Source organism: Pseudomonas sp. 3-2 (assembly GCF_019710535.1).
GTDB classification, from domain to species: domain Bacteria; phylum Pseudomonadota; class Gammaproteobacteria; order Pseudomonadales; family Pseudomonadaceae; genus Aquipseudomonas; species Aquipseudomonas pharyngis.
Genome location: NZ_CP081200.1, coordinates 6,375,067 through 6,401,716, shown reverse-complemented (window position 1 = coordinate 6,401,716; position 26,650 = coordinate 6,375,067). Strand labels below are relative to the sequence as shown.

The following is a 26,650-nucleotide window of genomic DNA, read 5'->3' as shown; positions in this document are numbered from 1 at the left end:
GCCGGGATGGCGGTTGCACCGTGGGATGCCATGAATTTCATTCTCTACTCGGACGTCAACGACCGCTCCATCAGCCAGAGTCTGGGGCGTCCCGAATACAGCTACTACTTCGTGCTCAAGGCCTATCGCCCGGTGCTGGAAAGCCTGGGGCGAGTGCATGTGGTGTCCACCAGCGCCGAGGTTGATCCACTCTACCGACAACTGCTCGCCGTCGGTGAAAGCAGCGTTTTCCTGTCCTTCACGCCGCCACAAAATACCCCGACCGACCTTGAATGCCCGACGATCTGCGTGATTGCATGGGAATTCGATTCGATCCCCGATGAGTCATGGGACGATGATCCGCGCCACGACTGGACGCAGATGCTCGCCCGACAGGGACGGGTCATCACGCTGTCGAGCCACACCGCCCGCGCGATTCGCCGCGCCATGGGCGAGGACTTTCCGGTACTCGTGCTGCCGACGCCCTTGTGGGAAAACTTCGCCGCCATTCGTGAGCAGCATGTCAGTGCGCCGATCAATCCCGGCGCGACCCTGGCCATCAAGGGCTGCATTTTCGACAGTCGCACGCTGGCGTTATCTGCCGACGACCTGTTGCCCAAGCCGCTGACTGCCGAACAACTGGCTGAAATCGAGGCGCTACGCCCTCCACCGCTGACGTTCAAACGCCGCTTGGTCATTGCCCGCCATTATCTGCGTCTGTGGAGGCTGGGGGCGGGTGAAGAACGGGTGAAGTTCCTGCATCACTGGTACTGGGAAGGTGTGCAGGATCTGCTGTCGGATCGCACACACGCCTGGCTCGAGAAACGCCTGCCGGCCATTGCCGCTCCGCATGCGGTGGCCGTGGCCGAGCCACCGCCGCTGGATTTGCCGGACACGTCCTCGGTGGTCGAGACCACGGTGGAAGGCGTGATCTACGTGACGGTGTTCAACCCCAGGGACGGCCGCAAGAACTGGCATCATCTGGTTACCGCCTTCTGCTGGGCCTTTCGCGAAACGCCTGACGCGACACTGGTGCTGAAGATCACGCAGAACGATCTGGCGTCCTACTACAGCGAACTGATGACCCTGCTCGCACAACTGACACCGTTCGCCTGCCGGGTGCTGGTAATGCACGGTTATCTGGACGACGCGCAATACGCACGGCTCTACCAGGCTGCGAGTTTCTACGTGAACGCCTCACGCTGCGAAGGCCTGTGCCTGCCGTTGATGGAGTTCATGTCCAGCGGCAAACCGGTGATCGCCCCGGATCACACGGCCATGGAAGACTACATCGACGACAGCGTGGCCTTCGTCGTGCATTCCAGCGAAGAGCTGACGATCTGGCCCCAGGACACCCGCATCATTTACCGCACCCTGCGCTACCGGCCGGATTGGGCTTCGCTCAAAAGCGCCTATGAGAACAGCTACCGGATGGCCAAGACGCAGCCGCAGGAATACGCGCGCATGTCTGCCGCCGCTGTCGAACGCATGCACGACTACTGCGCGTTTGCTCCGGTGCAGCGGCGCATGGCGGACTTTTTCGGCCTCGTGCCGCTGGCTGCCGATGCCGCCCCCGTGACGGACAACGCCTCATGCTGATCATCATTCATTCGGAAACCAACCAGCACACCATCGCGCAAAACCTCGGTCGCTCGGAGTACAGCTATTACTTCGTGCTCAAGGAATACCGGCCGGTACTCGAGCGTCTTGGGCGTGTGGTGGAAGTCGTCGACCCGGCGCGCGAAGTCGATGCGCTGTACCTGGAGTGCCTAGCCCGTGGCGAGCCGTGCGTGTTCCTGTCGTTCTCGCCGCCGCACCGCACGCCGATCCACGTGGCGTGTCCGACGCTGCCGGTGTTCGCCTGGGAATTCAGCACCATCCCCAACGAACCCTTCGACAACGAGCCGCGCAATGACTGGCGCACGGTGCTCCGGGCCTGCGGCGCGGCGATCACCCATTCCAGCTACACGGTCAACGCGGTGCGCGAGGCCATGGGCGCCGATTACCCGATTGTCGCGGTGCCGGCGCCGGTGTGGGATCGCTTCGCGGCCCGTGGCGCGCAGCTTCAGGGCCAGCCCTCGACAGGGCCGGTGCGCCTGACGATCAAGGGGCTGGTCGCCGACAGTCGTCAGCTCGATCTCGACGCGTTCGGCCCGAAACACCTGCGCCGTGGCAAGGGCATCGATTTCCAGGCGCCGGCGCGCGAGCAGGAGCTGCTGCTGGACGGTGTCGTCTACACATCGGTGTTCAATCCCGGTGACGGACGCAAGAACTGGGAAGACATGCTCAGCGCCTTCTGCGTGACGTTTCGCGAGGTCGAAGACGCGACGCTGGTGCTCAAGCTCACGCACCACGATGCCGAAGAAGCGCTCGGCGACATTCTTCATCATCTGTACAAGAACCAGTCCTACCGCTGTCGCATCGTGCTGATTTACGGCTACCTCGCGGACGCGGACTACGAGCGTCTGGTGCAGGCCACCCGTTACGTGGTGAACACTTCCTACGGCGAGGGCCAGTGCCTGCCGCTGATGGAATTCATGTCCTGCGGCAAACCGGCCGTGGCGCCGCGGACCACGGCGATGATCGATTATCTGAGTACCGACAACGCGTTCCTGGTCGAGTCCACCGATGAACTCACCGCCTGGCCTCACGATCCGCGCAAGGCGTTCCGCACGTTGCGCTACATGACCAACTGGGCATCGGTCTGCGTGGCCTATCGCGACAGCTATGAGGTGGCGAAGAACGATCCCGGGCGCTATGCGCAGATGTCGGCGCAGGCCGTTGCCAGCCTGCAGGCGTTCTGCAGTCAGGCGGTGGCCGAGCAGCGGTTGCGCGATTTTCTCGCTCAAGTGCACGAGCTCCGCGCTGTCGCTGCAACGGAAGCCACGGGCGCATGATCCGCGCATTGCTGAGGCGTTTGCGTCCGGTTGCGCATCCGGCGCCGGTATCCGTGCCTGAACCGGTTGCCGCGGGCGTGTCGCCCAGGGATGTGGGTCTGCATGACGCCATGCTCGACGGCTGGTTTCACGGCGACAGTGGTGAGTTGCTCAAGGGCTTTGTCATTGACGCGGACGACACCCTGCTCGACGTGGGGTGTGGCGAGGGTGTGGCGACATTGTTCGCCGTGCGCCAGGGCGCCTCGGTGATCTTCACCGACAGCGAACACGACAAGGTGCGCGACCTCGCCCGACAAGTCGAAGCGCAGAGCCGCAAGGCCAGTCTCGGTCTGGTCAGCAACAGCCTGCCATTGCCGCTGAGCGACGGCTGTGCGAGCAAGGTCGTGTGCATGGAAGTGCTGGAACACATCGATCATCCCGAGCCGTTCATGGCCGAGCTGGTACGCATGGGCCGTCCCGGTGCGCTGTACCTGCTCAGTGTGCCGGCGCCGGTGGGCGAGCATTTGCAGCAGGGCATTGCCCCGGCGGGTTATTACCAGTCACCCAATCATGTACAGATCTTCACCCCGGAGCGCTTCGCGGCATTGGTTGAGGATGCCGGTCTGGTGATTGAGCATCGTCAGGCAACGGGATTTTTCTGGGTCATGGGCATGATCTTTTTCTGGGCCAGCGAACGGGCTGCAGGACGTGACCTGGGCGGTGCCGTGCGCGACCGGATCCAGGCGCCGTATCCACCGTTGATGGAGAGTTGGGCCAGAACCTGGCAGGACTTGCTGGCGCAGCCAGACGGTTTGGCGATCAAGCAGATGCTCGACCGGTTCATGCCCAAGAGTCAGGTGATCATCGCCCGCAAACCGCTCGATGCAGGACGTGTGTCATGAGCGGCAAGCGGATCATGGACATTGAAGTCCTGCGCGCTGTCGCGGTACTCGGCGTGCTGTTTCATCACTTGCAAGGCAGCCTGTTCACCGACCCGGTGCCGCTGCTTGAAAGGATCCATGCCTGGGCGCAGCCATGGTGGGGCGTTGACCTGTTTTTTGCGATCTCGGGGTTTGTCATCGCCCGCAGCCTGATCCCGGCGCTGCGCGGTTGCAGCAATCGCCAGGAATACTGGGAGCAGACGCGCAATTTCTGGCTGCGTCGGGCGTTTCGTCTGTTGCCCTCGGCCTGGCTGTGGCTGGCGTTGATGCTGCTGGCGTGCGTGTTTCTGAATCGATCAGGCGCGTTCGGGACGTGGTCCGCCAACGTTCAGGCCACGTTGGCCGGGGTGCTGCAGTACGCCAATTTCCGCTTTGCCGATGCGTTCTTTCATTACGAATACGGCAGCAGTTTTGTCTACTGGAGCCTGGCGCTGGAGGAGCAGTTCTACCTGTTGTTCCCGCTTGTGATCATGCTGTGCCGCAAGTATCTGGTGTGGGCATTGCTGGCGCTGGTGGCGGTGCAATTGTTCACGGTGCGCACGCCGCTGCTGATGGTGATTCGTACCGATGCGCTGGCGCTGGGTGTGCTGTTGGCCATGTGGAGCGTGCAGCCGGGTTATCGCCGTTGGGAGCCGGTATTCCTGCGGCGGCCATGGGCCGGAGTATTCGCGCTGATCGGCCTCGGAGCGCTGCTGAGCTTCATGGCCACCGACCGTTTCACCTTCGCCGGTTACCGCATCGGGTCGATCGCCGTGCTCAGCGCCGTGCTGGTGTGGATTGCTTCATACGACCGCAATTACCTGCTGCCGGCCGGTGGCCTGCAACGGCTGATGGCCTGGATCGGCAGCCGCTCCTACGGCATTTACCTGATTCACATCCCGGCCTATCAACTGGTGCGAGAACTGATCTTTCGTTTGCAGGGCGCCGGCCTACCGAGCCCGGCGGGACATCCGATCCTGACACTGCTGATTGCCGGTGGCCTGATCGTGCTGCTCAGCGAACTCAATTACCGCTTGATCGAAATGCCCATGCGCAATCGAGGCGCCACGCTGGTGAAACGCCTCGCCACCTCGCGAACCGTCGTCTCGTCCCCTGGAGCCACCTCATGCTGAGCCTTCTGAAAAAACTCACGGCGGCTCCGGCCCCCGCACACGCTGTCGCACCGGTAGCCGACAAGGTCGACCCTTACATGCTCGGCCTGCACGATGCGATGCTCAGCGGCTGGTTCAACCAGCAAACCGGTGAGCTGTTCAAAGGCTTCCCGGTGACCGCCGATGACACCTTGCTCGACGTTGGCTGTGGCGACGGTGGCAACGTGCATTTCTGCGGCATGCGCGGGGCGAAGATCATCATCGCCGACATTGACGGCGCCAAGGTCGAGGCTACCCGCCAGCGCCTGAGCGATACCCCGGCGCGCAGCGTCGAATGCCATGTGACCGACTGCAATCCGCTGCCGATCGCCGATGGAACGGCCACTCGCGTGGTGTCCACTGAAGTCATCGAGCACGTCGACGACCCGGCGCAGTTCCTTGCCGAACTGGTGCGCGTCGGTCAGTCGGGCGCGCTGTATTTGCTGAGCGTGCCGCACCCCAGCTCCGAAGACCTGCAAAAAGACATCGCCGCGCCGGAGTATTTCCAGAAGCCCAACCACATTCGCATCATCAGCGAAGAACAGTTCAAGGCGATGGTCAGCGAGGCGGGACTCGAGATCATCAGCCACAGTCAGTACGGCTTTTACTGGTCGATGTGGATGATGCTGTTCTGGGAAGCGAAGGTCGAGTTCAGCAACCCGGATCATCCGCTGCTCAACCATTGGGCCGATACCTGGCAAGCGGTGCTCGACTCGCCGCGCGGCGCGCAGATCAAGCAGGCGCTGGATGCGGTGGTGGCGAAAAGTCAGGTCATCATTGCCCGCAAGCCCTGAACGCTTTTGTGTAACCTTGCAGCCTGATGTCTCAGGGATCTGCAAGGTATGCGCTTTATCATCGGGTGGTCCGCCCTGGTGGCTGTGTTGTTGCTGTGTGCTTGTGAGCGACAGGACGCAGTGCCACTCGATCAGCAACTTTACGTCTGGCAACGGCAATGGACGCCGGCCCATGAGCTTGCCCTGAATGACAGTCGCAACGACTTTTCGACGTTGCGGGTCTTGGCGTTGCAGGCGTTCCCGAATGCCGGATGGAGTCGGGCACGCGTCGATTCTGCGTTGCTGAGACGCGATGCCCGGCCGTTGATTGCGGTGATTCGCCTCGACGGCCAGCTCAAGGCGCTCGACCCGCAAGCGGTCACGGCGCAGATCCTCCAAGTGCTCACTGACTGGCAAGGTCAGGGACTTACCCTGGCCGGGATCGAGATCGACCATGACGCCGGCAATGCCCGCCTGCCTGCTTACACCGGATTCCTTGCTCACTTGCGTACGGCATTGCCGGCCAATCTGCCCCTGAGCATCACTGCGTTACCTGCCTGGCTCGACAGTCCGCAATTGCCGGCGTTGCTGGCGACCGTCGACAGCAGTGTGTTGCAGGTGCATGCCGTCAGCGATCCGCGTCGCGGTCTGTTCGACTCCGAACAGGCGCGGCGCTGGGCCAAGGCCTGGGGGCGAGTGACCGACAAACCGTTTTATCTGGCGCTGCCGGCCTATGGCGTGGCGCTGTTGCCGGATGTCGATGGCGCTCCGGTGGTGGAAAGCGAAGTACCGCTCGAACGGGGTGGCCAGCGCCGCGAATTGCTTGCCGATCCACAACAACTGGGCCGGCTGGCAAATGAGTTACGCGAGGATCGCCCGGCGCATCTGGCCGGCCTGATCTGGTTTCGTCTGCCGTTGGCTAACGACCGCCGAGCCTGGAGTCTGAGCACGCTGCGTGCGGTCGCCCGAGGCGATGCGTTGAGCCGCCATCTCGGCGTGGTGTTTACCGAACAGAATGGCCTGCAAGACATTGCCCTGCGTAACGTCGGTAACCTCGACAGCGCCTGGCCCGCCCGCATCACCATCCAGGCCCGGGGCTGCGAAGGGGCTGACGCGCTCGCCGGTTATGTGTTGCAACAGACGGCGGATCTGCTTACCTTCACCCGCCTGCGCGAGGGCCGATTGCCGGCGGGCGGGCAGCGTGCGATCGGTTGGGCACGCTGCGCAAATATTGATCAAGGAGGTTCGCATGTTGACCCGTAACTGGCCCCGCCATCTGCTTTGCCTGAGCCTCAGCCTGCCGCTGGGCTCGGCGCTGGCCTGTGGCCCGGACTTCCCGATGCGCCTGCTCGACGATCGCGGGCAATCGCTGGCGCAAATGCCGGAGGGCAACTTCAGGTTCGAGATCAGTCGCCTTGGCAAAACCATTGCCGGGCTGAAGAACGTCACCGCCGCCACCCACAATCCGGATGACATCTACGCCGAGACGCCAGAACCCGCCGAGGTGCGCGACAAGGCCGAGCAGATCGGCCTGACGCCTGAACAGCAAACGCTGGTCAAACGCCTGCGCAGCCTGACCGACGCGCGTCAGGTCGACGTGCAGGGCGCGAGCCTGCCGGCGGAACTGCGCCTGTATGTGGCGGGCGCCGTGGCGTTCGGCGCCGGTGACCATCAATTGGCGGTCGAGTATTTCCGCCAGTTGCTGGCGCTGCCGGCCGATCAGCGTGGGTTGCGCAGCACCTGGGCCGCGTATTCGCTGGGCCGGGCGTTCTTTGCCATGAGCAGCGAAGCGGGCGATGCGCTCGAAGCCTTGGAAAACGCCATCGACGCCTTCCGCCAGACGCGGCAACTGAGCATCGACGGCTTCAGCGATCCGCTGGAACTCGGCGTGGCCAGCCTTGGCGAAGAGGCGCGGGCGTTGCGCATGGCGGGTGACTGGAACAACGCCATCAAGCTGTATGCCGCGCAAAACCTGCACGGCTCGAACGTCGGTTACACCTCGCTGAAGCAGTTGATGAACGAACTGGCCGAGGAGCCCGAAGATCGGCTGGCGAAATTGCTGCGCCGCGAAGCGGTGCAGCAACTGGTGACCGCCTCGCTGATCAGCCGGATCGGCTGGTCGTTCGGCGATGAGCCACCGAACGAGAAGAAACTGGTCAAAGCGCTGCAAGCAAGCACCCGCGGCAGCCTCGATAACGCCGATCGATTAGCGGCGATGAATTATCAACAGGGCGATTACGCCAGCGCCAAGGCGTTCCTCGAACACGCTGGCGACAGCGGTCTGGCGTGGTGGCTGCGGGCAAAACTGGCCGTGCGCGATGGCGACAGGAACGCGGCAGCTGCGGCCTATGCGAAAGCTGCGCAAGCGTTCCCGCAGGAGGAGTCCTGGGGCGAGCGGCGCACCGCCGACTGGAATCTCGAAACCGTGCAGCCCAAATGCCGGGTCGAGGGCGAGAGCGCGATCCTTGCGCTGCAACGTGGCGAGTACCTGCAGGCCTTCGACCAGTTGTATCGCAGCCAGCACCTTTACTGGTTCGACGCTGCGACCGTGGCCGAGCGAGTGCTGACGGTCGAGGAGCTGAAAAACTATGTCGATACCAACGTGCCGGCACCGCCCGCGCTGAGCCAGCAGGATCGCGACAATTACGTGCCGCTGCCGGTGGCCGCCAGCCTGCGCAATCTGCTGGGGCGGCGGTTGTTGCGTGAGGGGCACTACGAAGAAGCGGTCGGTTATTTCGACAATGCCGATCTGCAGAACAAGGCCCGGCTCTATGGCGAGCAACGCCTGAAGGCCGACTCAGCGTGGTGGCCGACCCAACGTGCCAGCGCACTGTTCAATGCTGCGTGGACAGCCCGTGAGTGGGGCATGGACATCCTGGGCTACGAAATGGCCCCGGATTACGCGACCTTCGGCGGCAACTACAGCCTTGAAAACACCGAGCTGAAAGTCGGGCCGCTGGTCAGCGAGGCCGAAGTGCAACGTCAGAAGGCCAGTGAAGCGCAGCCGGATGAGCGTTATCACTATCGTTTTGTCGCCACGGCGCTGGCCAGCCGGGCGGCGGATAATCTGCCGCACACCAGCCAGGCGTTCGCCGCTGTGTTGTGCTCGGCGGCGGGCTGGAACAGCAGCCTGGAAGAGCAGAGCGCGTTGTACAAACGCTATGTCGATGAAGGGCCGTACGTCCCGTGGGCCGTGGATTTCGGCCATCAATGCCCTTATCCGGATTTTGAAAACGCTGACAAGCGCTACGTCACTCAGGTGACCGATTCGGTGCGTTCGACACTGCGGCCGTACAAGTGGCCGGTGCAGATCGGAGCGATCGTGGCCTTCAGCGCTGTGGCGTTGCTGCTGATCACTCGCCGCCGGCGCAAGGCCCGCAAAGCCTAAGCCTACTGGGCGAACGTCAGGCGCACGGCGAAGCCGATCAACAGGCTGCCGAACAGCCACTGCTGCACCCGCTGGGCCGTCGGGCTGTGTTTCAGCCAGCGGCCCAGCGCGGCGCCGGTCAGGGCGTAAGCGCTGTCGAACAGCAGACCTGCGCCCACCAGCATCGCACCGAGCACGGCGAATTGGGTCAGCACCGGTGCGCCATTTGCCACGATGAACTGCGGCAGCAGCACCGAACAGAACAGCAACGCTTTCGGATTGAGCAGATTGGTCAGCAGGCCGCGACGGATGGCCGCGTACCACTGCGCATGACTGTCCGTCACGGTGCCGGCGTTCAGATCCGGCAACAGCGTGGTGCGCAGGCATTGAATGCCGATCCACAGCAAATACGCCGCCCCGGCGATCCGCACAGCATCGAACGTCCACGGCGCCGCCTTGAAGAGCGCCGCCAGCCCCAACGCCGCGAGCGCTACATGACAGCCTCGGGCGATGGCCAGACCCACCGCCGTGGCCAGCGCTGCGCCGCGCCCCTGACGAGCGCCGGTCTGCAACAGCAGGATCATGTCCGGGCCGGGCAACAGAAAGACCACTGCCAGCGCCAGGAAAAACAGCCAGAGACTTGCCATGTCGCACCCCTTTCGTTGTCGATTCGGTCGCCTCAGTCTAGGGCCGAAGGGCAGGGCAGGTGGTTGCGTAGTCAGCTTCTAAAGGCCTCTCGATTGGCATAATCTGCGCTCTTTCACCGCAAAAACCATCAGGATCTGCCAACCATGAAACTGGATGCCTTCGACCGCAAGATTCTTGCCGCACTGCAACGGGACGGACGCCTGAGCAACGTACAACTGGCCGACGAAATCGGCCTGTCGGCATCGCCGTGCCTGCGCCGGGTGCGGATGCTCGAAGAGGCCGGGGTGATTCGCGGATATCAGGCCAATCTGGACCGTGATGAAGTGGGGTTGGGGCTGACGGTGTTTGTCGGGGTCAAGGTCGAGCGGCACAACGATGAACAGGCCGAGGCGTTTCACCAGGCGGTGACGGCGTTGCCGGAGGTGATTTCGGCATTTCTGGTGTCCGGGGAATCGGACTTTCTGCTGCAAGTGGTGGTGCCGGATCTGCGCGCCTACGACCGCTTTCTCACCGGTTGCCTGTTGAAGCTGCCGGGGGTGAGCGATATCCGCAGCAATTTTGCGATCCACACGGTGAAAACGCCCGGCGCATTGCCGCTGGGGCATCTGCCGTCCTGATACTTCCCGCATTGCGCGGGAAGTATTCGCACAGTGCTTACATCTGCGTCGCCATCCCTTCGACATTCATTGCCGCCTGACGCAACGCTTCGGAGCGGGTTGGATGCGGGTGACAGGTCAGCGCGATGTCTTCGGCCGAGGCGCTGAATTCCATGGCCACGCAGAACTCGCCGATCATTTCGCTGACGCTCGGGCCGACCAGATGCACGCCGAGGACTTCGTCGGTGCGTTCATCGGCGATGACTTTGGCAAAGCCTTCGGTCTCGTGATTGATCTTCGCCCGGCTGTTGGCGGTGAACGGGAATTTGCCGACCTTGTACGCCCGGCCTTCGGCCTTCAGTTGCTCTTCGGTCTTGCCGACGCTGGCCAGCTCCGGCCGTGTGTAGATCACGTTGGGAATCAGCTCGTAATTGACCTCACCGGCCTTGCCGACGATCTGTTCGATGCAGGCCATGGCTTCGTCTTCAGCCTTGTGCGCGAGCATCGGCCCGGAGGTCACGTCACCGATCACCCACACGCCGGGCGCTTCGGTGCGATGCTGTTTGTTGGCGAGCATGCCGCGTTTGTCGGTGCTCAGGCCGACGTTTTCCAGGCCCAGGCCCTGGGTGTACGGGCGACGACCAATGGCCACCAGCACGTAATCGGCCTCGAGGATTTCCGCGCTGCCGCCAGCGGCGGGTTCGACGCTGAGCTGTACGCCATTGGCCGAGGAGGTGGCGCTGGTCACTTTGGAGCTCAGCTTGAAGCTGATGCCTTGTTTGCTCAGCGAGCGTTGCAGGGTCTTGCCGGCTTCGCCGTCGACACCGGGGCAGATGCGGTCGAGGTATTCCACCACCGTCACCTGCGCGCCGAGTCGGCGCCAGACCGAGCCGAGTTCGAGGCCGATCACGCCCGCACCGATTACCACCAGATGCTTGGGCACTTCGCTCAAGGACAGCGCGCCGGTGGAGTCGAGGATGCGCTTGTTGTCGATCTCCACGCCGGGCAGGGGAGTGGGCTCGGAGCCGGTGGCGATGACGATGTCCTTGGCAGTCAGCTCGATCCGGCTGCCCTGATCGCCGGTCACGCTGACCTTTCCGGGGCCGTCGATATGGCCCCAGCCCTTGATCCAGTCGACCTTGTTCTTGCGAAACAGGAATTCGATGCCTTTGGTCAGGCCGCTCACGCTTTCGTCTTTCTGTTTCATCATTTGCGCAAGGTTGAGCGTGGGTTTGACTTCGATGCCGAGGTTGGCGAACTCCGCTCCCAGCGCCGCTTCGTAGAGCTCTGACGCATGCAAAAGCGCCTTGGACGGCATGCAGCCGACGTTCAGGCAGGTGCCACCCAGCGTGGCGCGACCCTCGACGCACGCGGCCTTGAGGCCCAGCTGGCCGGCGCGGATCGCTGCGTTATAACCGCCGGGACCACCGCCCAGAATCACCACGTCATAGTTGCTCATGCTCTTACTCCTGGCTGAAGGATGCGGATCGGTAAAAGTAGTTCGTGCTAAAAATTACGAACGTAATATGTGCGTTTCCAGACATTTCGGTCAAGGCTTCAGGCAAGCGACAGGTTGCCCATCTTTGAATGATGCAAATGAGTACAAATATTTCACGACTTTCGTTATATCGTAACGATATGTGCAGTGAGCCAAAGAGTTTGGGGGGATATGCAAGTCGATCTGGATGAAGCCACGCCGGTGACCGGGTTGCCGCGCTTTCAGCAAGCGGCAACGCAGGGCCGACGTTTGCGTCGCCTGGCGATCGGTCTGGGTGCATTGGCCGGGGCAGGGTGGGTGCTGGCGTTTTTTGTCGGGCTGTTTGCGCCGCAATCGCTGTGGCCTGCGCTGCTGGTCAATCAAAGCGCGGCCCTGCTGGTGCTGGTGGCGGGGCTGCAATCGGCGTGGTGGGTGACGCAATGGCGGGCGCGGGTGATCAATCCCGTGGTGCCGGTGACGGTTGCTGAAGAACCTGCGCCGGACGGCTGGTACGAGCGGCTGCTGGATCGGATGAGCCAGCGCAGTCTGCATCTGCTCGGGCAGATCGGCGCGTCCACGTTGTGGCTTGGCGGGTGGTCGTTGCTGGTGCTGCTGAGCATCGAACAGACGTGGAATCTGACGCTGCCGGCGGCGGGTGTGGGGGTGTCCGCCACGGTCGGTGCGGCCATCGCGTTGCTCTTGGCGTTCTGTCTGCTGGTGCTGGAGCGACAGCTGGCCCAGGAAAATCCGGCGCAATGGCCCGAGGCCGGAGCGCTGGCGCAGCTGACGCGAGTGGCAATCTTCAGTCTGGTGCTGGGCGCGTTGTGCCTGTTGTTCGCCAGTGACAGTGCAATCTGGCCGGTGCGTCTGGCGGTATTGATCGGCATTCTGCCGGGACTGGTTGCCCTGGAGTTGTTGTTGCGTGCGCTGCTGTCGCTGTTCAGCCCGCGCCGCGAACAACTCGAACCGGTGCTGCTGGCCCGCAGTTTCGTCGCCGATCTGCTGCGCTGGCCGCCACAACCTCTGCTCGCGTTGCAGCACGAATTGCACAACCGCTTCGGCATCGATCTGCGCCAGATCTGGGCCTTCAGTTACATGCGCCGGGCGTTCTTGCCGGTGTTGGTGCTGGTGGCAACGGTGGGCTGGTTGCTCACCGGCCTTCACGAAATTCCGATGCAAAACCGTGGGATTTACGAGCGCTTCGGCAAACCGGTGCAGGTGTTCGGGCCGGGGCTGCATGCGGGTTTGCCCTGGCCGTTGGGGCGTGTGCTGAATGTCGAGAACGGCGTGGTCCATGAATTGGCGACCAGCGTCGGTGAAAACCCGGCACCCGTGCAGTTGGATCCGGCAGAAGGCCCGGCGCCACTCACCGCCAACCGTTTGTGGGACGCCAGTCACGTCAATGACAAGTCTCAGGTTATCGCCAGCAGTCGGGGCGATCAGCAGAGCTTTCAGATCGTCAACATGGACGTGCGCTTCGTCTACCGCATCGGCCTGAGCGATCAAGCCGCACTGGCCGCCACCTACAACAGCGCCGATGTGCCGACGCTGATCCGCAGCACCGCCAGCCGGATTCTGGTGCATGACTTTGCCTCGCGCACACTCGACGGTTTGCTTGGCGAGGACAGGACCGGACTCGCCGAAGAAATCGGCCGCGCCGTGCAAAGCGATCTGCAGAAACTCGACAGCGGCGTGGAAATTCTCGCCACGGTGGTCGAAGCGATACACCCGCCGGCCGGGGCGGCCAACGCCTATCACAGCGTGCAAGCGGCGCAGATCGGCGCTCAGGCGTTGATCTCCCGCGAGCGCGGCGCTGCCGCCGAAGCGAGTAACCAAGCGCAGTTGCAGGCCAGCCTCGCTCGGGATCAGGCCAGTGCCAACGCCCATGAAATCAACGCCACGGCCCGGGCGGCGGATCTGAAATTCAGCGCCGAACAAAAAGCCTACGCCAGCGCCGGCCAAGCCTTCGTGCTGGAGCAATATCTCAGCCAACTCAGCCAGGGTTTGAGCAAAGCCAAACTGTTGGTACTCGACCATCGCCTGGGCGGCAGCAGTAACGCACCGACCATCGACCTGCGTACGTTCACGCTGCCGGCAGATCCGGCGCGCACCACCGCTCAGCCAGGAGCCACCCATTGAGCCAGTCGCACACTCACGATCACCATGACCACAGCGGCCACGATCATGCTCATGGCGGCGGTCATCACCATCACGGGCATCATCACCATCATCACGGTGCGCCGGAAGAGGCGGGGCCTTTTCCGTGGAAACGCATGGGCTGGGCAGCGTTGCTGGTGGCGTTCGCCATCGCGGCGGCGAGTCTGGTGCAAGTGCGTTCCGGTGAAGCCACGGTCATCACTCGTTTCGGCAATCCGTCCCGCGTGCTACTGGAACCGGGGCTGAGCTGGCGCTGGCCGGCGCCGTTCGAAGCGGCGATTCCGGTGGATCTGCGTTTGCGCACGACCTCCAGCGGCTTGCAGGATGTCGGCACCCGCGACGGTTTGCGCATCATCGTTCAGGCGTACGTGGCTTGGCAGGTGCAGGGCGATCCCGACAACGTGCAGCGCTTCATGCGCGCCGTGCAGAACCAGCCGGACGAAGCGGCGCGGCAGATCCGGACGTTTGTCGGCTCGGCACTGGAAACCACGGCCAGCAGTTTCGATCTGGCCAATCTGGTGAATACCGATGCCAGCCAGGTACGCATCGCCGATTTTGAAGCGCAGCTGCGCCAGCAAATCGATCAGCAGCTGCTCGCCACTTACGGCGTGCGGGTGGTGCAGGTGGGCATCGAACGGCTGACATTGCCATCGGTGACCCTCACTGCAACGGTTGACCGGATGCGTGCCGAGCGTGAAACCATCGCCACCGAGCGCACGGCCATCGGCAAGCGAGAGGCAGCGCAAATCCGCTCCGCCGCCGAACGCGATGCGCGAATCGTGCAAGCCGATGCCACGGTGAAAGCTGCCGATATCGAAGCCCAATCGCGGGTAGAAGCGGCGCAGATTTATGGGCGCGCTTACGCCGGCTCACCGCAGCTGTACAACTTGCTGCGCTCGCTGGACACCCTTGGCACCATCGTTTCGCCAGACACCAAACTGATCCTGCGCACCGACGCCGCGCCGTTCCGGGTGTTGGTCGACGGTCCGCCGAATCTCGACAACAAAAGCGGATCGCAGCCATGAATGAAGTTCCACGTGGAACACATTCGCTGAACAGTCCGTGGATTCAAGCGGGACGTCTGGCGTTTTTCGCGCTGTATGCGGTAACCGTGCTCGCGGCATTGGCTTGGGCATTTTCCAATGTCCGGCAGATCGACCCGCAAAATCGAGCGGTGGTTTTGCATTTCGGAGCGCTGGATCGCATTCAGAATGCCGGGTTGTTGTTGGCCTGGCCGCAGCCGTTTGAACAGGTGGTTTTGTTGCCGGCGGCGGATCGGGTGATCGAGCGCAGGGTGGAAAACTTGCTGCGCAGCGATCAGGCCCTGCAGGCGGATCGCGTGGCAACCTTCGCCACGCCGCTGAGTGATGCGCTGGCCGGTTCCGGTTATCTGCTCACTGGTGACGCCGGTGTGGTGCAGCTGGATGTGCGGGTGTTCTACAAGGTCACCGATCCCTATGACTTCGTGCTGCAAGGCGAGCACGTGCTACCGGCGCTGGATCGATTGGTGACACGCAGCGCGGTGGCGCTGACGGCCGCGCGGGACTTGGACACGATTCTGGTGGCGCGGCCGGAGTTGATCGGCGCTGACAATCAGGCGGCCGAACGTCGCGAACGGTTACGTGGCGATCTGGTGCAAGGCATCAATCGACGTCTGGCCGAGTTGAAGGCGAGCGGTCAGGGCATCGGCATCGAAGTGGCGCGGGTCGATGTGCAATCGAGTCTGCCGGAGCCGGCGGTGAGTGCGTTCAACGCGGTCCTCACCGCCAGCCAGCAAGCCGACAAAGCGGTCGCCAATGCCCGCACCGAGGCCGAGAAGCTCACTCAGTCCGCCAACGAGCAAGCCGACCGCACGCTGCAAGTCGCCCACGCCCAGGCCGGTGAGCGCCTGGCCAAAGCCTCCGCCGACACGGCGACGGTATTGAGCCTGGCCAAGGCGCAACAGCAGGGCACGGACCCGCAAATGCTGTTGCGTCTGTACCGCGAGCGGATGCCGAAGATTCTCGGTCAGGCCGGCTCGGTCACCACGGTCGATCCGAAAGACGATTCACGCCTGATCATTCAGGGAGCCAGCAAATGACTGCCACCACCACCGCACCGAGCCTGTTGTCCTCGGCCGAGCAACGCCGCGCCGCGCGCCAGTTGACCTTGGCGATGCTCGCCCTCGGCTTGCTCGGTCTGGGGCTGATCTGGCGCTGGTTGATGCCGGAACAGACGGGCGTCAGTCAGTTGCTGCTCGGATTTGCTTCTTTGTTAGTCGCGGTGCCGGTAATGCGTTCGGCGTGGTTCAGCCTGCGTTATCCGAGCCTGCACGGCATCACCGATCAGTTGATCGCTTTGGCGATGATCGGGGCCTGGGCCACGGGCGATCTGCTCACGGCGGCGCTGTTGCCGATCATCATGATCTTCGGCCACGTGCTGGAAGAACGCAGTGTGATCGGTTCCCAGGAAGCGATTCATGCCCTCGGCCAATTGACCCGCAGCCACGCGCGCAAGGTGCAGGCGGACGGCTCGATCATCGAAGTCGACAACGGCACGCTCAAGGCCGGCGACAAAGTCGAAGTGCGCGCCGGGGATCGAGTGCCGGCGGACGGTCGGGTTTTGTCCGGCCAGGCCAGCCTCGATACAGCGTCGATCACCGGTGAGTCGGTTCCGATGGAGGCGGGCGTCGGCATGGCGGTGTTCGGCGGTGCGATCAACCTCGACGGGCTGCTGCGAATCGAAGTGACCCGTACCGGGGATGAATCCACCCTCGGCAAGGTCATCGCGCTGATGCAGAACGCCGAACGCTCCAAGCCACCGATCACCCGGTTGCTCGAACGTTATGCCGGCAGCTACATGGTGCTGGTGTTGCTGCTCGCGGCGGTGACCTGGTTTATCACCAACGATGCGCAGGCGATGCTCGCGGTGCTGGTGGCGGCATGCCCATGCGCGCTGGTGTTGTCGGCGCCGGCCACGGCGATTGCCGGGGTGGCGGTGGCGGCGCGGCACGGGATTCTGATCCGCAGTTCTGCGTTCCTTGAGGAGCTGGCCGATCTCACTTCGCTGGTGGTCGACAAGACCGGCACCCTGACGTACGGCACGCTGCGCTTGCAGTCGATCAACAGCCCGCGAGCAGATCACGGGTCGGTGATGGCGCTGGCTGCAAGCCTGGGTGCGGCTAGCAGCCATCCGGTCAGCCGCGCGCTGGCCGGACTGGTCAGCGCGGAAGAGGTGCTGGTGCTGACCGATATTCATGAGCGGCAGGGGTTGGGCGTGGTCGCCGGAACTGCGCAAGGCGAAGCAGCGCTCGGGCGTCCGGAGCTGTTTGCGCAGTTGGGCATCCCGACCACCGCCATCCCCGACCACGATGGCCCGATTGCCGGGTTGGCATTGAACGGAGAATTCCTTGCCTGGCTGTTGTTGGCCGACACGGTCAAACCGGAAGCACGATTTGCGCTGAGTGAACTGCGTGACCTCGGGCTGGGGCGGCAACTGCTGTTGACCGGCGACCGGCAAAGCGTCGCGCAGACACTGGCCAAGGATGTCGGCCTGCACGAAGTCGAAGCCCAGGCGTTGCCCGAAGACAAACTCAATCGAGTGCTCAAGGAAATCGACAACGGCTTTCGGCCGATGGTGGTCGGCGACGGGATCAACGATTCGCTGGCGCTCAAGGCGGGTGTCGTGGGTGTGGCGATGGGCGCGGGCGGCGCGGATATTGCGCTGGCATCCGCCGATATCGTGCTGATCGGCAGCGACCTGCGTCGGCTCGGCACCTGTGTGCGCCTGAGCCGCCAGTGCCGACGGACCTTGCAGGTGAACGTGATCATCGGCCTGGGCTGGACGCTGGCCATCGTGGTTTTCGCCGCCTTCGGCTGGCTCGGTGCGGCGGGGGCGATGATCGCCGCGTTGCTGCACAACCTGAGCACGCTGTTGGTGCTGGGCAATGCCGGACGCCTGCTGCGTTTTCAGGAACCACTGCTGAAGCTGAAAGCGTCGGACTGATCAATTTTCGAACTGTGCGCCGCTCTCGCAGTCATTTGAGAAGGCGCACTGAACCAGGGATGACAGCGCGATGATAGCCTCTGAGGCTGATAGTCGGCGACTATCAAATCGATAGCCTGCTAATTTTCAAGGATGGTCTACCCTCAGATCAGACGTCTGAAACCAGGGGGATATTCCATGCTCGCGCAACTTCCACCGGCCTTACAGAATCTGCAGCTTCCGCTTCGCCTGCGACTCTGGGACGGCCATGAATTCAATCTGGGCCCGACGCCCAGTGTCACCATCGTGGTCAAGGACCCGTTGATGGTGTCCCAGTTGACCCATCCAAGTCTCGACGCGCTGGGGGCGGCGTTCGTCGAGGGCAAACTCGAACTGGAGGGCTCGATCAGCGAGGTCATCCGGGTGTGCGATGAGTTGAGCACGGCGCTGCTCGACGAGGACGAAGACAGTCAGCCGGTGCGCACCGTGCATGACAAGGAAACCGACGCCAAAGCCATTTCCTATCACTACGACCTGTCCAACGCGTTCTACCAACTGTGGCTGGACAGCGACATGGCGTATTCCTGCGCATATTTCGAAACCGGCAGCGAATCCCTGGAGCAAGCCCAGCAAGCCAAGTTCCGGCACCTGTGCCGCAAGCTGCGCCTGCAGCCCGGCGACTATCTGTTGGACGTCGGTTGCGGTTGGGGCGGACTGGCGCGTTATGCCGCCCGAGAGTTCGGCGCCAAGGTCTTCGGTATCACCCTGAGCAAAGAGCAACTGGCGCTGGCCCGTGAGCGGGTCAAAGCTGAAGGTCTGGAAGACCAGATCGAACTGCAACTGCTTGACTACCGCGATCTGCCCCAGGATGGGCGCTTCGACAAAGTGGTCAGCGTCGGCATGTTCGAGCACGTCGGCCACGCCAACCTCGCCGAATACTGCAAAACCCTGTTTGGCGCGGTGAAAGAGGGCGGTCTGGTGATGAACCACGGCATCACCGCCAAGCACACCGATGGCCGCCCTGTGGGGCGCGGCGCCGGGGATTTCATCGAGAAATATGTGTTCCCCAACGGCGAGCTGCCGCACCTGGCGATGATCTCGGCCGAGATCAGCGAAGCGGGTCTGGAGATCGTCGATGTCGAGAGTCTGCGCCTGCACTACGCGCGTACCCTGGACCACTGGAGCGAACGGCTGGAAGACAACCTTGAAGCCGCCGCGAAACTGGTGCCGGATCAGGCGCTGCGTATCTGGCGTCTGTACCTGGCAGGCTGCGCTTATGCGTTCGCTCGCGGCTGGATCAACCTGCACCAGATCCTCGCCGTGAAGGCCCATGCCGATGGCAGCCATGAACTGCCGTGGACGAGGGACGACATCTACCACCCTTGAACCTAGAGGATCGGTGAAATCAGCCGGGCGATCCGCATACCGACCTGTTGCAGGCGGTGGATCTCCCGGCTTTCTTCTTTGGCGACTTCGTAGGCCTGGGCGAAGTCATCGTTGAGCATCTGTTCCACGCTGGCGGCGAATTCGCTGTCGACGGTCAGCAGCATCACCTCGAAATTCAGCCGGAACGAGCGGTTGTCCAGGTTGGCGCTGCCGATGGCGCTGATCTCGCTGTCGATCAACACCACTTTTTGATGCAGGAACCCCGGTTCGTAGCGGAATACCCGCACGCCGGCGCGTACCGCTTCGAACGCATACAGGCTGGAGGCGGCGTAGACGATGCGATGGTCGGGGCGCGAAGGCAGCAACAGGCGCACGTCGACCCCGCGCAATACGGCGAGGCGCAATGCTGCGAATACGGCTTCGTCGGGAATGAAGTAGGGGCTGGTGATCCACACGCGCTCGGCGGCGGCGTGGATGGCTTCGACGAAGAACAGCGAGCAGGTTTCGTAGGCATCCGCCGGGCCGCTGGCGAGCAATTGGCAAAGCACGCCTTCATCCGGGTAAGCGTCCGGCAGGATCAGCGGCGGCAATGACCGCGCGGCCCAGAACCAGTCTTCGGCAAAAGACTCCTGCATGCACGCCACCACCGGGCCGCGCACCTGGACGTGAGTGTCGCGCCACGGTGCCAGCGGTGGTTTTTCACCCATGTATTCGTCGCCCACGTTGTGGCCGCCGACAAATCCGATCAGCCCGTCGACCACCACGATCTTGCGGTGGTTGCGGAAATTCACCTGGAACCGATTGAGCCAGCCGCTGCGGGTGGCGAACGCCTTGACCTCGACGCCGCCATCGCGCAGCGCCTGCACATAGCTGTGGGGCAGGGCGTGGCTGCCGATGCGGTCGTAGAGCAAATGAATCACCACACCTTCGGCGGCTTTCTTCAGCAACAGGTCACGCAAACGCTGGCCGAGGCGATCGTCGTGAATGATGAAAAACTGGATCAGTACGGCTTTCCGCGCTTGGTCGATTGCGTGGAAAATCGCCTCGAAGGTCGCCGCGCCATTGATCAGCAATCGCACTTCATTGTTGGCCAGGCATGGCATGCGCCCCAGCTTCGGCATTGCGCGCAACGAGTCGTAAGCATTCGAGGCCCGGGCGGTCAGGGCCTCTTCCACCCAGGGCCGCCAGTTGAGCTCGGAAATCGCCAGGCGCATCTGTTCGTTGGCCTGGCGGCGGGCCTTGATGTAGCCATCGAAGGTGCTGCGGCCGAACACCAGATAAGGAATGAGGGTGAGGTAGGGAATGAAGATCAGCGACAGCGCCCAGGCGATCGAGCCTTGGGCGGTGCGGACGGTCAACACGGCATGGATCGCGGCGATCGAGCCGAGGGTGTGTATCAGGGCGATCAGATAACCGAAAATGTGCGGTCCGAAATAATCCATGGGGCAACCTTGCTCCTGAAGATTCAATGCTTAACAGACCATGTTCCATGGCGATTGTCGCTATTTGTTTTCAAGACGCCAGCGCCCGCCATGAACCGAAACAGGCGGCCGGCGTCTAACGGCCACTACTGATCAGGAGTTTTTCAATGAACGTTCGTCTGCTGGGTTTGGCGCTGGGCCTGGGTTTGGCCTTGCCGGTGGTTGCTCAGGCGCAAATGCTGCAGCCGGGGTTGTGGGAAATGACGTCGAGCAATGTGAAGGTCGATGATCAGGTGATGGATGTGCAATCGATCCTCGGTCAGATTCAGGGCCAGATCACCCCGCAGCAGCGGGCGGAACTGGAGAAGCAGGGGATCAACATCGGTGGCAAGGGCATCCGCGCCTGCCTGACGCCACAGCAGGTAGCAACCAACGATATCCCGCTGGCGGACCCGCAGTCGGGTTGCAAACAGCAGATCACCGAGCGCGTCGGCAACCAGTGGAAATTCCGCTTCAGTTGCCCGAAAGCCCAGGGCACCGGCGTCGCGACGTTCCTCAGTGATCGTGAGTTCACCACCGTCGCCAACGGCACTTTCAACGCCATCGGGATCAACCAGAAGGGCAGTCTGGAAACCCGGGCGGTCTGGCTGGGGCAGGATTGCGGCACCGTCAAACCGAGAGCGTAAATCAAACCGCCTCCACATCGAGTGGAGGCGGTTTTTTTCAGCGCATGAACCGCAGCGGCAATCCCTGACAGTTGTCATGGATCCGATGGTCATGCCACGCGATCTGCCCCGACACCATCGTCGTGCTGACCCGATGCCGAAAGCTGCGCTGAGCGAACGGCGTCCAGCCGCATTGCGACAGAACCGGTTGGCGGGACACCGCGACACCCCCAGGCTCCGGTTGAACCAACACCAGATCCGCCCAATACCCTTCACGTAAATAACCGCGATCCGGAATGGCAAACAGATCCGCCACCCGGTGACTGGTCTTCGCCACCAGCGTGGTGATCGGCAATACGCCATCCGCCACCAGTTCCAGAAGCGCCGGCAGCGCGTGTTGCACCAGTGGCAGTCCAGACGGAGCCTGTTCATACGCTTGCTGCTTTTCCGCCCAGGTGTGCGGTGCGTGATCGCTGCCGATCACGTCCAGTCGATTGCTCAGCAGTGCCTGACGCAAGGCATCACGATCGGCTTGGGACTTGATCGCTGGATTGCATTTGATCAGGTTGCCAAGGTTCGGATAGTCACGGTCATCGAACAGCAAGTGATGCAGGCAGACTTCGGCGGTGACGCGTTTTTGCGACAGCGGTTTTTCTTCGAACAACGCCAGCTCGCGGGCCGTTGTCAGGTGCAGGACGTGCAGGCGAGTGCCATGACGTTTGGCCAGATCCACCGCCAGAGACGATGAACGAAAGCAGCTGTCGGCATTGCGGATCTGCGCGTGGGCATCGGGCGGCAGTTGGTTGCCGAAGCGTTCGCGCAGGTTCGCGGCATTCGCCTCGATGCTCGGGGTGTGTTCGCAGTGGGCCAGCAGAATCGTCGGCACTTCAGCGAACAGGCGCTCGAGGGTGTGCGGGTCGTCCACCAGCATGTTGCCGGTGGACGCGCCCATGAACACTTTGACCCCCGCCACTTCGCTCGGATTCAGCGCCGCGACCGTGTCCAGATTGTCCTGACTGACACCAAAGTGAAAACCGTAATTGGCCACCGAGTTGATTGCTGCCCGGCGCTTTTTGTCGGCCAGCGCTTCAAGGGTCAGGGTGGCTGGGTTGGTGTTGGGCATGTCCATGAAACTGGTGATGCCGCCGGCCACCGCCGCACGGGACTCGGTGTGGATGCTGCCCTTGGCCGGCGCACCCGGCTCACGGAAATGCACTTGGTCGTCAATCATTCCCGGCAGCAGCCATTGACCGTTGGCGTCGATTTCCCGGGTCGCGTTTTCACCTTCGATGCTGCCGGCGATCTTGACGATGCGCCCGTGGCTGACCAACAGATCGGCGTCGAATTCACGACCCTCGTTCACCAGCCGCGCATTGCGAATCAACACACTGCTCATGATTCAGAACTCGTTCTGCAAGGCTTTGTAGCCGCGCACCAGGTCGACGTTGGTGCGCGCCACGTCTTCGGAAAATTCCGAAGCGCTGACGCTCACTGGCGGAAATTGCGAGAGGTCGGTGCCCGGGCCGATGCGGGTGGTGGAGGGCACGTAGAACGCGTCCGGCAGGTCCCGGCCGTCGACCACCGAGTTGTGCCGCACCACGCAACCATTGCCCACGACGCAGTTGAACAGCACGCTGTTGAAGCCGATGAACACCCGGTCTCCGACCGTGCATGGGCCGTGCACGATCGAGCGGTGGGCGATAGAGCTGAATTCGCCGATGGTCACCGCCGCGCCGGATTTGGAGTGGATCACCACGCCGTCCTGAATGTTCGAATTGGCGCCGATGGTGATCGGTTCCATCTCGCCCGTGGCGTCCACTTCATCAGCGCGGATCACCGCGTACGGGCCGACGAACACGTTTTCACCGATGATGACTTTGCCGCAGATGATCGCGGTTTTATCGACGTAGGCAGACTCGGCAATCTGCGGCAAATCACCGGAAGGATTTTTTCGAATCATGGTTGGCTCAGGGCTTCGTAGAGGGTGTTGAGGTTGTATTCGAACAGCCCGGTGAAGGTGCTGGCCGGTCCTCTGGTGGCGAGGGCGTCGGAGTACAGCGTGCCGCCGATGTGTGCGCCGCTTTCGTCGGCGATCTGTTTGAGCAGGCGTGCGTCCTTGATGTTTTCCATGAACACCGCTTTGACCTTGGCCTGGCGAATCTGGGTGATCAGCGCGGCGACTTCGGCAGCGGAGGGTTCGCGTTCGGTGGACAGACCTTGTGGCGCCATGAAGTCGATGCCGTAGGCCTGACCGAGATAACCGAAGGCGTCGTGGCTGGTGACGATCTTGCGGTTACCCGGCGGCAATGAACCGAGCTTGGTTTTCGCCTGGGCGAGGAGGGCGTAGATCTGTTTCAGGTAGGCCTGGCTGTTGCGCTCGTAGTCGGCTTTGTTTGTCGGGTCAGCAGCGATCAGCGCCTTGGTGATGTTGGCGACGTACAGTTCGGCGTTTGCCAGGTTGTGCCAGGCGTGAGGGTCGGGGACGGTTTCGCCGTCCTCATCCAGCGAGCGCGGAATCACGCCGCGACTGGCGCTGATTACCGGAGCTCTGGTGTCGGTGCTGGCGACCAGCCGATCCAGCCACGGCTCGAAGCCCAGCCCGTTCTTGACGATCAGTTTCGCCTTGAGCAGGGCCTTGGCGTCATCCGGCGTCGGTTCGTAAGTGTGGGCATCGGCGTCAGGGCCGACCATGTTGGTGATCTGGATATGCTCGCCGCCGACCTGATGCACCATGTCGGCAAGGATGCTGAAACTGGTGACCACCGGCAGTTTTTCCGCCGCCGATAACGACATCGACAGCATCAGGCTGAACAGCACGAGTAGAGCGCGCATCGGGAAACACCTCATTGGGATGTGAGCAAAGGCGGGCGGCGCAACAGACCGTGCACCGGTCCGAACACCACGGACAACAGGTAACCGCCACCGGCGACCAGCACGATGGCCGGTCCGCTGGGCAGCGAGTAGTAGAACGACAGCAACAGGCCGAGCCATACCGATGCGCAACCGATGAGCGCGGCGATGGCAATCAGGACCGGCAGGCGTCGGCTCCAGAAGCGTGAAGCGGCGGCGGGCAGCATCATCAGGCCGACTACCATCAAGGCGCCGATCGCCTGGAAACCGATCACCAGATTGAGCACCACCAGCGTCAGGAACACGCCATGGGCGACGGGGCCGAGTCGGCTGACCGTGCGCAGGAAAAACGGATCGAGGGTGTCGAGCAGCAAGGGTTTGTAGATCAGCGCCATGGCCATCAGGCTGAGTGCCGACACCCACAGCATGCCGTTGAGGGTCGGCCCATCGACCGCCAAAGCGGAGCCGAACAGCAGGTGCAGCAAATCGAGTCGCTTGCCAGCGATGCCGAGAATCAGCACGCCGCTGGCCAGTGAGATGGGATAGATCGCGGCGAGGCTGGCGTCTTCGCGCAGGCCGGTACGGCGGGTGATCCACGCGGCGAGTCCGGCCATGCTCAGGCCGGCACCGAGTCCGCCGAGGGTCAGCGCCGGCAGACTCAGCCCGGCGAACCAGAACCCCAACGCGGCGCCAGGGAGGATGCCGTGGGCAACGGCGTCGCCAATCAGGCTCATCCGGCGCAGGATCAGAAACACGCCCAGTGGCGCCGTGCTGCACGCCAGGACCAGACCGCCGAGCAGGGCCCGGCGCATGAAGACGAACTCGTGGAACGGCTGCCATAAATGGCTGAGCGTCAGCATCAAGCCACCTGCGTGTGAGGCGTTTGCTGGATGAGGTCGGTGCTGCTGCCGAATGCGCAGCCGTTCTGTTTGATCAGCAAGGTCTGTGGAATGTGTTGGCGCACGGCGGCAAGGTCATGGCAAACCACGACCAAGGTTCGTCCCTGCTCATGCCAGGCGTGCAGGTGTTGCCACAACAGTTTCTGCCCCAGTTCGTCGAGCGCGGCATGGGGTTCGTCGAGCAGCAGCAACGGAGTGTCGACCAGACTCAATCGGGCCAGCAGGGCGCGTTGCAGTTCTCCGCCGGAGAGAGCCATCAGGGGACGATGCTCCAGACCGCTCAGATGCCAGTCTTCCAGTGCGGATTCGAGACGCTGGGCCCTGAGTTGCGATGACAGTCGTCGCCCCCAGAAACCGGCGGCCACCAACTCTTGAAGACTGATCGGGAACTGTCGATCCAGATGCTGTTGCTGAGGCAGGAAGGACAAACCGCTTTGGCGTGGAACACCCAGTTCGACTTTGCCGGCCAGCGGTCGCTGTAATCCGGCGATAACTTTGAGCAGGCTGCTTTTGCCGCTGCCGTTGACGCCGATGATTGCGGTCAGGCTGCCGCTTTCCAGCCGAAGGTTCAGAGGCGCAGTGAGCGGTTGGCCGGGTGTTCCCCAGCTCAGGTTCTGGCAACGAATCATGGCTGCTCCCGGCGCCAGTGACTTTCGGCGACCGCATCGTGGGCATGAAGGCTTTCGGCGTGGATGACTCGGACGTGGAACTCGCTGATACCGGCTGAACGACGCAGGGCCAGATTCAGGCGTCGAGCAGCGTCTTCGCAGAACATCAGGTTCTGGCCGTTGGCGAGGGCGAAGGCCTGTTCGTCGGCGCGTTTCACAGCGGTTTGCACGGCGGTGCCGAGGGCTGCTTCGGCGTCGTTGATGATGGACGTCAGCGGTAGTTCGTCGACGAATTCATCCAGGTGGAGATGCAGCTGTGCGGTACTGCGTTGGCTGTGAGGTGTGGCCACGATGCCTTGGGTCGAACCCAACCACGCCAACACGTCGGCGTGCTGCAGTGGCTTGTTGGCAAAGTCGTCGATGAATTGTTGCTGGATCAGTTGCCTCGCCAATGCTGCAGAACACGGGCAAGTCGACGAGTAAGCCACCTCCATTTTCAGTTCCACGTGGAACATTTTGCTTTTCAGGTGGGCTGAAACAGTGACGGGATAAGATTTCCATCCTGCCAAAGGACTGATCAATGCCGGCCTTCTCAGTAGTAAATCGGTGTGGATATTGAGATAGGCGGCTTCGGACAGATCTTCGTGGCTATCGAGAAAACGCTGCAGAACTTTTCGCAAAAGGGCGGGAGAAAGGTTCTGCTGCTCTAGCGCTTCCAGCCCCAGATAGAGCCGCGACATGTGAATGCCTCGTGCGTCTCCATCATCCAGGCTGACGCCTGCATCCGCTTTGGCAGCCAGGCGTTGGCCTTCGATAAACACAGGTAATGCGATGCCGCACATCCCCACCCATTCGAGAGGCAGGGCCTGGCGGGCGGCTTGAGCCGCGACATCCGGCAAAGTCAGCGCGTTCAT

At 62.6% G+C, this 26,650-nt stretch carries 23 protein-coding genes; 14 read left to right on the top strand and 9 right to left on the bottom strand.

Annotated features, from left to right (window positions below; translation table 11 throughout):
• Positions 1–30: 30 nt before the first annotated feature.
• The 7 genes from K3819_RS29150 to K3819_RS29120 are packed head-to-tail and all read left to right on the top strand — an operon-like array spanning position 31 to position 9,087.
• Complete coding sequence (locus tag K3819_RS29150; RefSeq protein WP_260329023.1) at positions 31–1,578, top strand: glycosyltransferase; 1,548 nt, start codon at positions 31–33, stop codon at positions 1,576–1,578.
• Entirely contained in the window at positions 1,572–2,876 is a 1,305-nt protein-coding gene (locus tag K3819_RS29145) for a glycosyltransferase (protein WP_221398381.1), read from the top strand. Before K3819_RS29150 ends, K3819_RS29145 begins: the two co-directional genes overlap by 7 nt.
• Positions 2,873–3,757, top strand: coding sequence for a class I SAM-dependent methyltransferase (locus tag K3819_RS29140; RefSeq protein ID WP_221398380.1), 885 nt, complete (start codon positions 2,873–2,875; stop codon positions 3,755–3,757). The genes K3819_RS29145 and K3819_RS29140 overlap by 4 nt, the downstream gene beginning before the upstream one ends.
• A complete protein-coding gene (locus K3819_RS29135) occupies positions 3,754–4,908 on the top strand; it encodes an acyltransferase (protein WP_221398379.1) in 1,155 nt (384 codons plus the stop codon). Before K3819_RS29140 ends, K3819_RS29135 begins: the two co-directional genes overlap by 4 nt.
• Positions 4,902–5,720 carry a class I SAM-dependent methyltransferase gene (locus tag K3819_RS29130; protein ID WP_085612457.1) on the top strand — a complete coding sequence of 273 codons (819 nt, stop codon included), beginning with the start codon at positions 4,902–4,904 and terminating at the stop codon, positions 5,718–5,720. The genes K3819_RS29135 and K3819_RS29130 overlap by 7 nt, the downstream gene beginning before the upstream one ends.
• Before the next feature lie 48 nt (positions 5,721–5,768).
• The gene (locus K3819_RS29125) at positions 5,769–6,962 is read left to right on the top strand and encodes a DUF3142 domain-containing protein (RefSeq protein ID WP_221398378.1); all 1,194 of its coding nucleotides are present in this window, start codon (positions 5,769–5,771) and stop codon (positions 6,960–6,962) included.
• Positions 6,949–9,087 (top strand): hypothetical protein, encoded by a 2,139-nt coding sequence (locus tag K3819_RS29120; protein ID WP_221398377.1) that lies wholly within the window; start codon positions 6,949–6,951, stop codon positions 9,085–9,087. The genes K3819_RS29125 and K3819_RS29120 overlap by 14 nt, the downstream gene beginning before the upstream one ends.
• A gap of 2 nt (positions 9,088–9,089) precedes the next feature.
• Here K3819_RS29120 and K3819_RS29115 read toward each other — a convergent pair whose 3' ends face one another.
• Complete coding sequence (locus K3819_RS29115) at positions 9,090–9,713, bottom strand: LysE family translocator (RefSeq protein ID WP_221398376.1); 624 nt, start codon at positions 9,711–9,713, stop codon at positions 9,090–9,092.
• Between the two features lie 144 nt (positions 9,714–9,857).
• Here K3819_RS29115 and K3819_RS29110 point away from each other — a divergent pair, with 144 nt between their 5' ends.
• Entirely contained in the window at positions 9,858–10,331 is a 474-nt protein-coding gene (locus K3819_RS29110; protein ID WP_085647129.1) for an Lrp/AsnC family transcriptional regulator, read from the top strand.
• A gap of 37 nt (positions 10,332–10,368) precedes the next feature.
• Here K3819_RS29110 and lpdA read toward each other — a convergent pair whose 3' ends face one another.
• Complete coding sequence (gene lpdA, locus K3819_RS29105) at positions 10,369–11,769, bottom strand: dihydrolipoyl dehydrogenase (RefSeq protein WP_221398375.1); 1,401 nt, start codon at positions 11,767–11,769, stop codon at positions 10,369–10,371.
• A gap of 210 nt (positions 11,770–11,979) precedes the next feature.
• Here lpdA and hflK (K3819_RS29100) point away from each other — a divergent pair, with 210 nt between their 5' ends.
• From hflK (K3819_RS29100) to cfaB, 5 genes are all read left to right on the top strand, one after another.
• Positions 11,980–13,926: a protease modulator HflK gene (hflK, locus tag K3819_RS29100; RefSeq protein ID WP_221398374.1), complete on the top strand. Its 1,947-nt coding sequence runs from the start codon at positions 11,980–11,982 to the stop codon at positions 13,924–13,926.
• Entirely contained in the window at positions 13,923–14,969 is a 1,047-nt protein-coding gene (gene hflC, locus K3819_RS29095; RefSeq protein ID WP_085647127.1) for a protease modulator HflC, read from the top strand. Before hflK (K3819_RS29100) ends, hflC begins: the two co-directional genes overlap by 4 nt.
• Positions 14,966–16,024, top strand: a complete 1,059-nt coding sequence (gene hflK, locus K3819_RS29090; protein WP_064600576.1) for a protease modulator HflK — start codon at positions 14,966–14,968, stop codon at positions 16,022–16,024. The genes hflC and hflK (K3819_RS29090) overlap by 4 nt, the downstream gene beginning before the upstream one ends.
• Entirely contained in the window at positions 16,021–17,928 is a 1,908-nt protein-coding gene (locus K3819_RS29085; RefSeq protein ID WP_221398373.1) for a heavy metal translocating P-type ATPase, read from the top strand. The genes hflK (K3819_RS29090) and K3819_RS29085 overlap by 4 nt, the downstream gene beginning before the upstream one ends.
• A 177-nt stretch (positions 17,929–18,105) precedes the next feature.
• Positions 18,106–19,293: a C17 cyclopropane fatty acid synthase CfaB gene (gene cfaB / locus K3819_RS29080; protein ID WP_039765033.1), complete on the top strand. Its 1,188-nt coding sequence runs from the start codon at positions 18,106–18,108 to the stop codon at positions 19,291–19,293.
• A 2-nt stretch (positions 19,294–19,295) separates the two neighbouring features.
• On the opposite strand, the gene cls is transcribed toward cfaB, so the two are convergent.
• On the bottom strand, positions 19,296–20,735 hold the full coding sequence (cls, locus tag K3819_RS29075; protein ID WP_085612449.1) for a cardiolipin synthase: 1,440 nt from the start codon (positions 20,733–20,735) through the stop codon (positions 19,296–19,298).
• 146 nt (positions 20,736–20,881) lie between these two features.
• Between cls and K3819_RS29070 the strand changes: the two genes are divergently transcribed.
• Positions 20,882–21,400, top strand: coding sequence for a DUF3617 domain-containing protein (locus K3819_RS29070; protein WP_007954220.1), 519 nt, complete (start codon positions 20,882–20,884; stop codon positions 21,398–21,400).
• Positions 21,401–21,437: 37 nt separating this feature from the next.
• Here K3819_RS29070 and K3819_RS29065 read toward each other — a convergent pair whose 3' ends face one another.
• From K3819_RS29065 to folE2, 6 genes are read right to left on the bottom strand one after another with little or no spacing between them, the layout of a single operon-like run.
• The gene (locus K3819_RS29065; protein ID WP_221398372.1) at positions 21,438–22,775 is read right to left on the bottom strand and encodes a dihydroorotase; all 1,338 of its coding nucleotides are present in this window, start codon (positions 22,773–22,775) and stop codon (positions 21,438–21,440) included.
• Between the two features lie 3 nt (positions 22,776–22,778).
• Complete coding sequence (locus tag K3819_RS29060; protein ID WP_085612447.1) at positions 22,779–23,339, bottom strand: carbonate dehydratase; 561 nt, start codon at positions 23,337–23,339, stop codon at positions 22,779–22,781.
• Positions 23,336–24,211 (bottom strand): metal ABC transporter substrate-binding protein, encoded by an 876-nt coding sequence (locus tag K3819_RS29055; RefSeq protein WP_221398371.1) that lies wholly within the window; start codon positions 24,209–24,211, stop codon positions 23,336–23,338. Before K3819_RS29055 ends, K3819_RS29060 begins: the two co-directional genes overlap by 4 nt.
• A gap of 11 nt (positions 24,212–24,222) precedes the next feature.
• Complete coding sequence (locus tag K3819_RS29050) at positions 24,223–25,089, bottom strand: metal ABC transporter permease (RefSeq protein WP_085612445.1); 867 nt, start codon at positions 25,087–25,089, stop codon at positions 24,223–24,225.
• Positions 25,089–25,757 carry a metal ABC transporter ATP-binding protein gene (locus K3819_RS29045; RefSeq protein ID WP_085612444.1) on the bottom strand — a complete coding sequence of 223 codons (669 nt, stop codon included), beginning with the start codon at positions 25,755–25,757 and terminating at the stop codon, positions 25,089–25,091. The genes K3819_RS29050 and K3819_RS29045 overlap by 1 nt, the downstream gene beginning before the upstream one ends.
• The gene (folE2, locus tag K3819_RS29040; protein WP_085612443.1) at positions 25,754–26,650 is read right to left on the bottom strand and encodes a GTP cyclohydrolase FolE2; all 897 of its coding nucleotides are present in this window, start codon (positions 26,648–26,650) and stop codon (positions 25,754–25,756) included. Before folE2 ends, K3819_RS29045 begins: the two co-directional genes overlap by 4 nt.

Coding starts and splice junctions, on each gene's coding strand:
- K3819_RS29150 (WP_260329023.1), top strand. CDS start 31: ATGAATTTCATTCTCTACTCGGACGTCAACGACCGCTCCATCAGCCAG.
- K3819_RS29145 (WP_221398381.1), top strand. CDS start 1,572: ATGCTGATCATCATTCATTCGGAAACCAACCAGCACACCATCGCGCAA.
- K3819_RS29140 (WP_221398380.1), top strand. CDS start 2,873: ATGATCCGCGCATTGCTGAGGCGTTTGCGTCCGGTTGCGCATCCGGCG.
- K3819_RS29135 (WP_221398379.1), top strand. CDS start 3,754: ATGAGCGGCAAGCGGATCATGGACATTGAAGTCCTGCGCGCTGTCGCG.
- K3819_RS29130 (WP_085612457.1), top strand. CDS start 4,902: ATGCTGAGCCTTCTGAAAAAACTCACGGCGGCTCCGGCCCCCGCACAC.
- K3819_RS29125 (WP_221398378.1), top strand. CDS start 5,769: ATGCGCTTTATCATCGGGTGGTCCGCCCTGGTGGCTGTGTTGTTGCTG.
- K3819_RS29120 (WP_221398377.1), top strand. CDS start 6,949: ATGTTGACCCGTAACTGGCCCCGCCATCTGCTTTGCCTGAGCCTCAGC.
- K3819_RS29115 (WP_221398376.1), bottom strand. CDS start 9,713: ATGGCAAGTCTCTGGCTGTTTTTCCTGGCGCTGGCAGTGGTCTTTCTG.
- K3819_RS29110 (WP_085647129.1), top strand. CDS start 9,858: ATGAAACTGGATGCCTTCGACCGCAAGATTCTTGCCGCACTGCAACGG.
- lpdA (WP_221398375.1), bottom strand. CDS start 11,769: ATGAGCAACTATGACGTGGTGATTCTGGGCGGTGGTCCCGGCGGTTAT.
- hflK (WP_221398374.1), top strand. CDS start 11,980: ATGCAAGTCGATCTGGATGAAGCCACGCCGGTGACCGGGTTGCCGCGC.
- hflK (WP_064600576.1), top strand. CDS start 14,966: ATGAATGAAGTTCCACGTGGAACACATTCGCTGAACAGTCCGTGGATT.
- K3819_RS29085 (WP_221398373.1), top strand. CDS start 16,021: ATGACTGCCACCACCACCGCACCGAGCCTGTTGTCCTCGGCCGAGCAA.
- cfaB (WP_039765033.1), top strand. CDS start 18,106: ATGCTCGCGCAACTTCCACCGGCCTTACAGAATCTGCAGCTTCCGCTT.
- cls (WP_085612449.1), bottom strand. CDS start 20,735: ATGGATTATTTCGGACCGCACATTTTCGGTTATCTGATCGCCCTGATA.
- K3819_RS29070 (WP_007954220.1), top strand. CDS start 20,882: ATGAACGTTCGTCTGCTGGGTTTGGCGCTGGGCCTGGGTTTGGCCTTG.
- K3819_RS29065 (WP_221398372.1), bottom strand. CDS start 22,775: ATGAGCAGTGTGTTGATTCGCAATGCGCGGCTGGTGAACGAGGGTCGT.
- K3819_RS29060 (WP_085612447.1), bottom strand. CDS start 23,339: ATGATTCGAAAAAATCCTTCCGGTGATTTGCCGCAGATTGCCGAGTCT.
- K3819_RS29055 (WP_221398371.1), bottom strand. CDS start 24,211: ATGCGCGCTCTACTCGTGCTGTTCAGCCTGATGCTGTCGATGTCGTTA.
- K3819_RS29050 (WP_085612445.1), bottom strand. CDS start 25,089: ATGCTGACGCTCAGCCATTTATGGCAGCCGTTCCACGAGTTCGTCTTC.
- K3819_RS29045 (WP_085612444.1), bottom strand. CDS start 25,757: ATGATTCGTTGCCAGAACCTGAGCTGGGGAACACCCGGCCAACCGCTC.
- folE2 (WP_085612443.1), bottom strand. CDS start 26,650: ATGAACGCGCTGACTTTGCCGGATGTCGCGGCTCAAGCCGCCCGCCAG.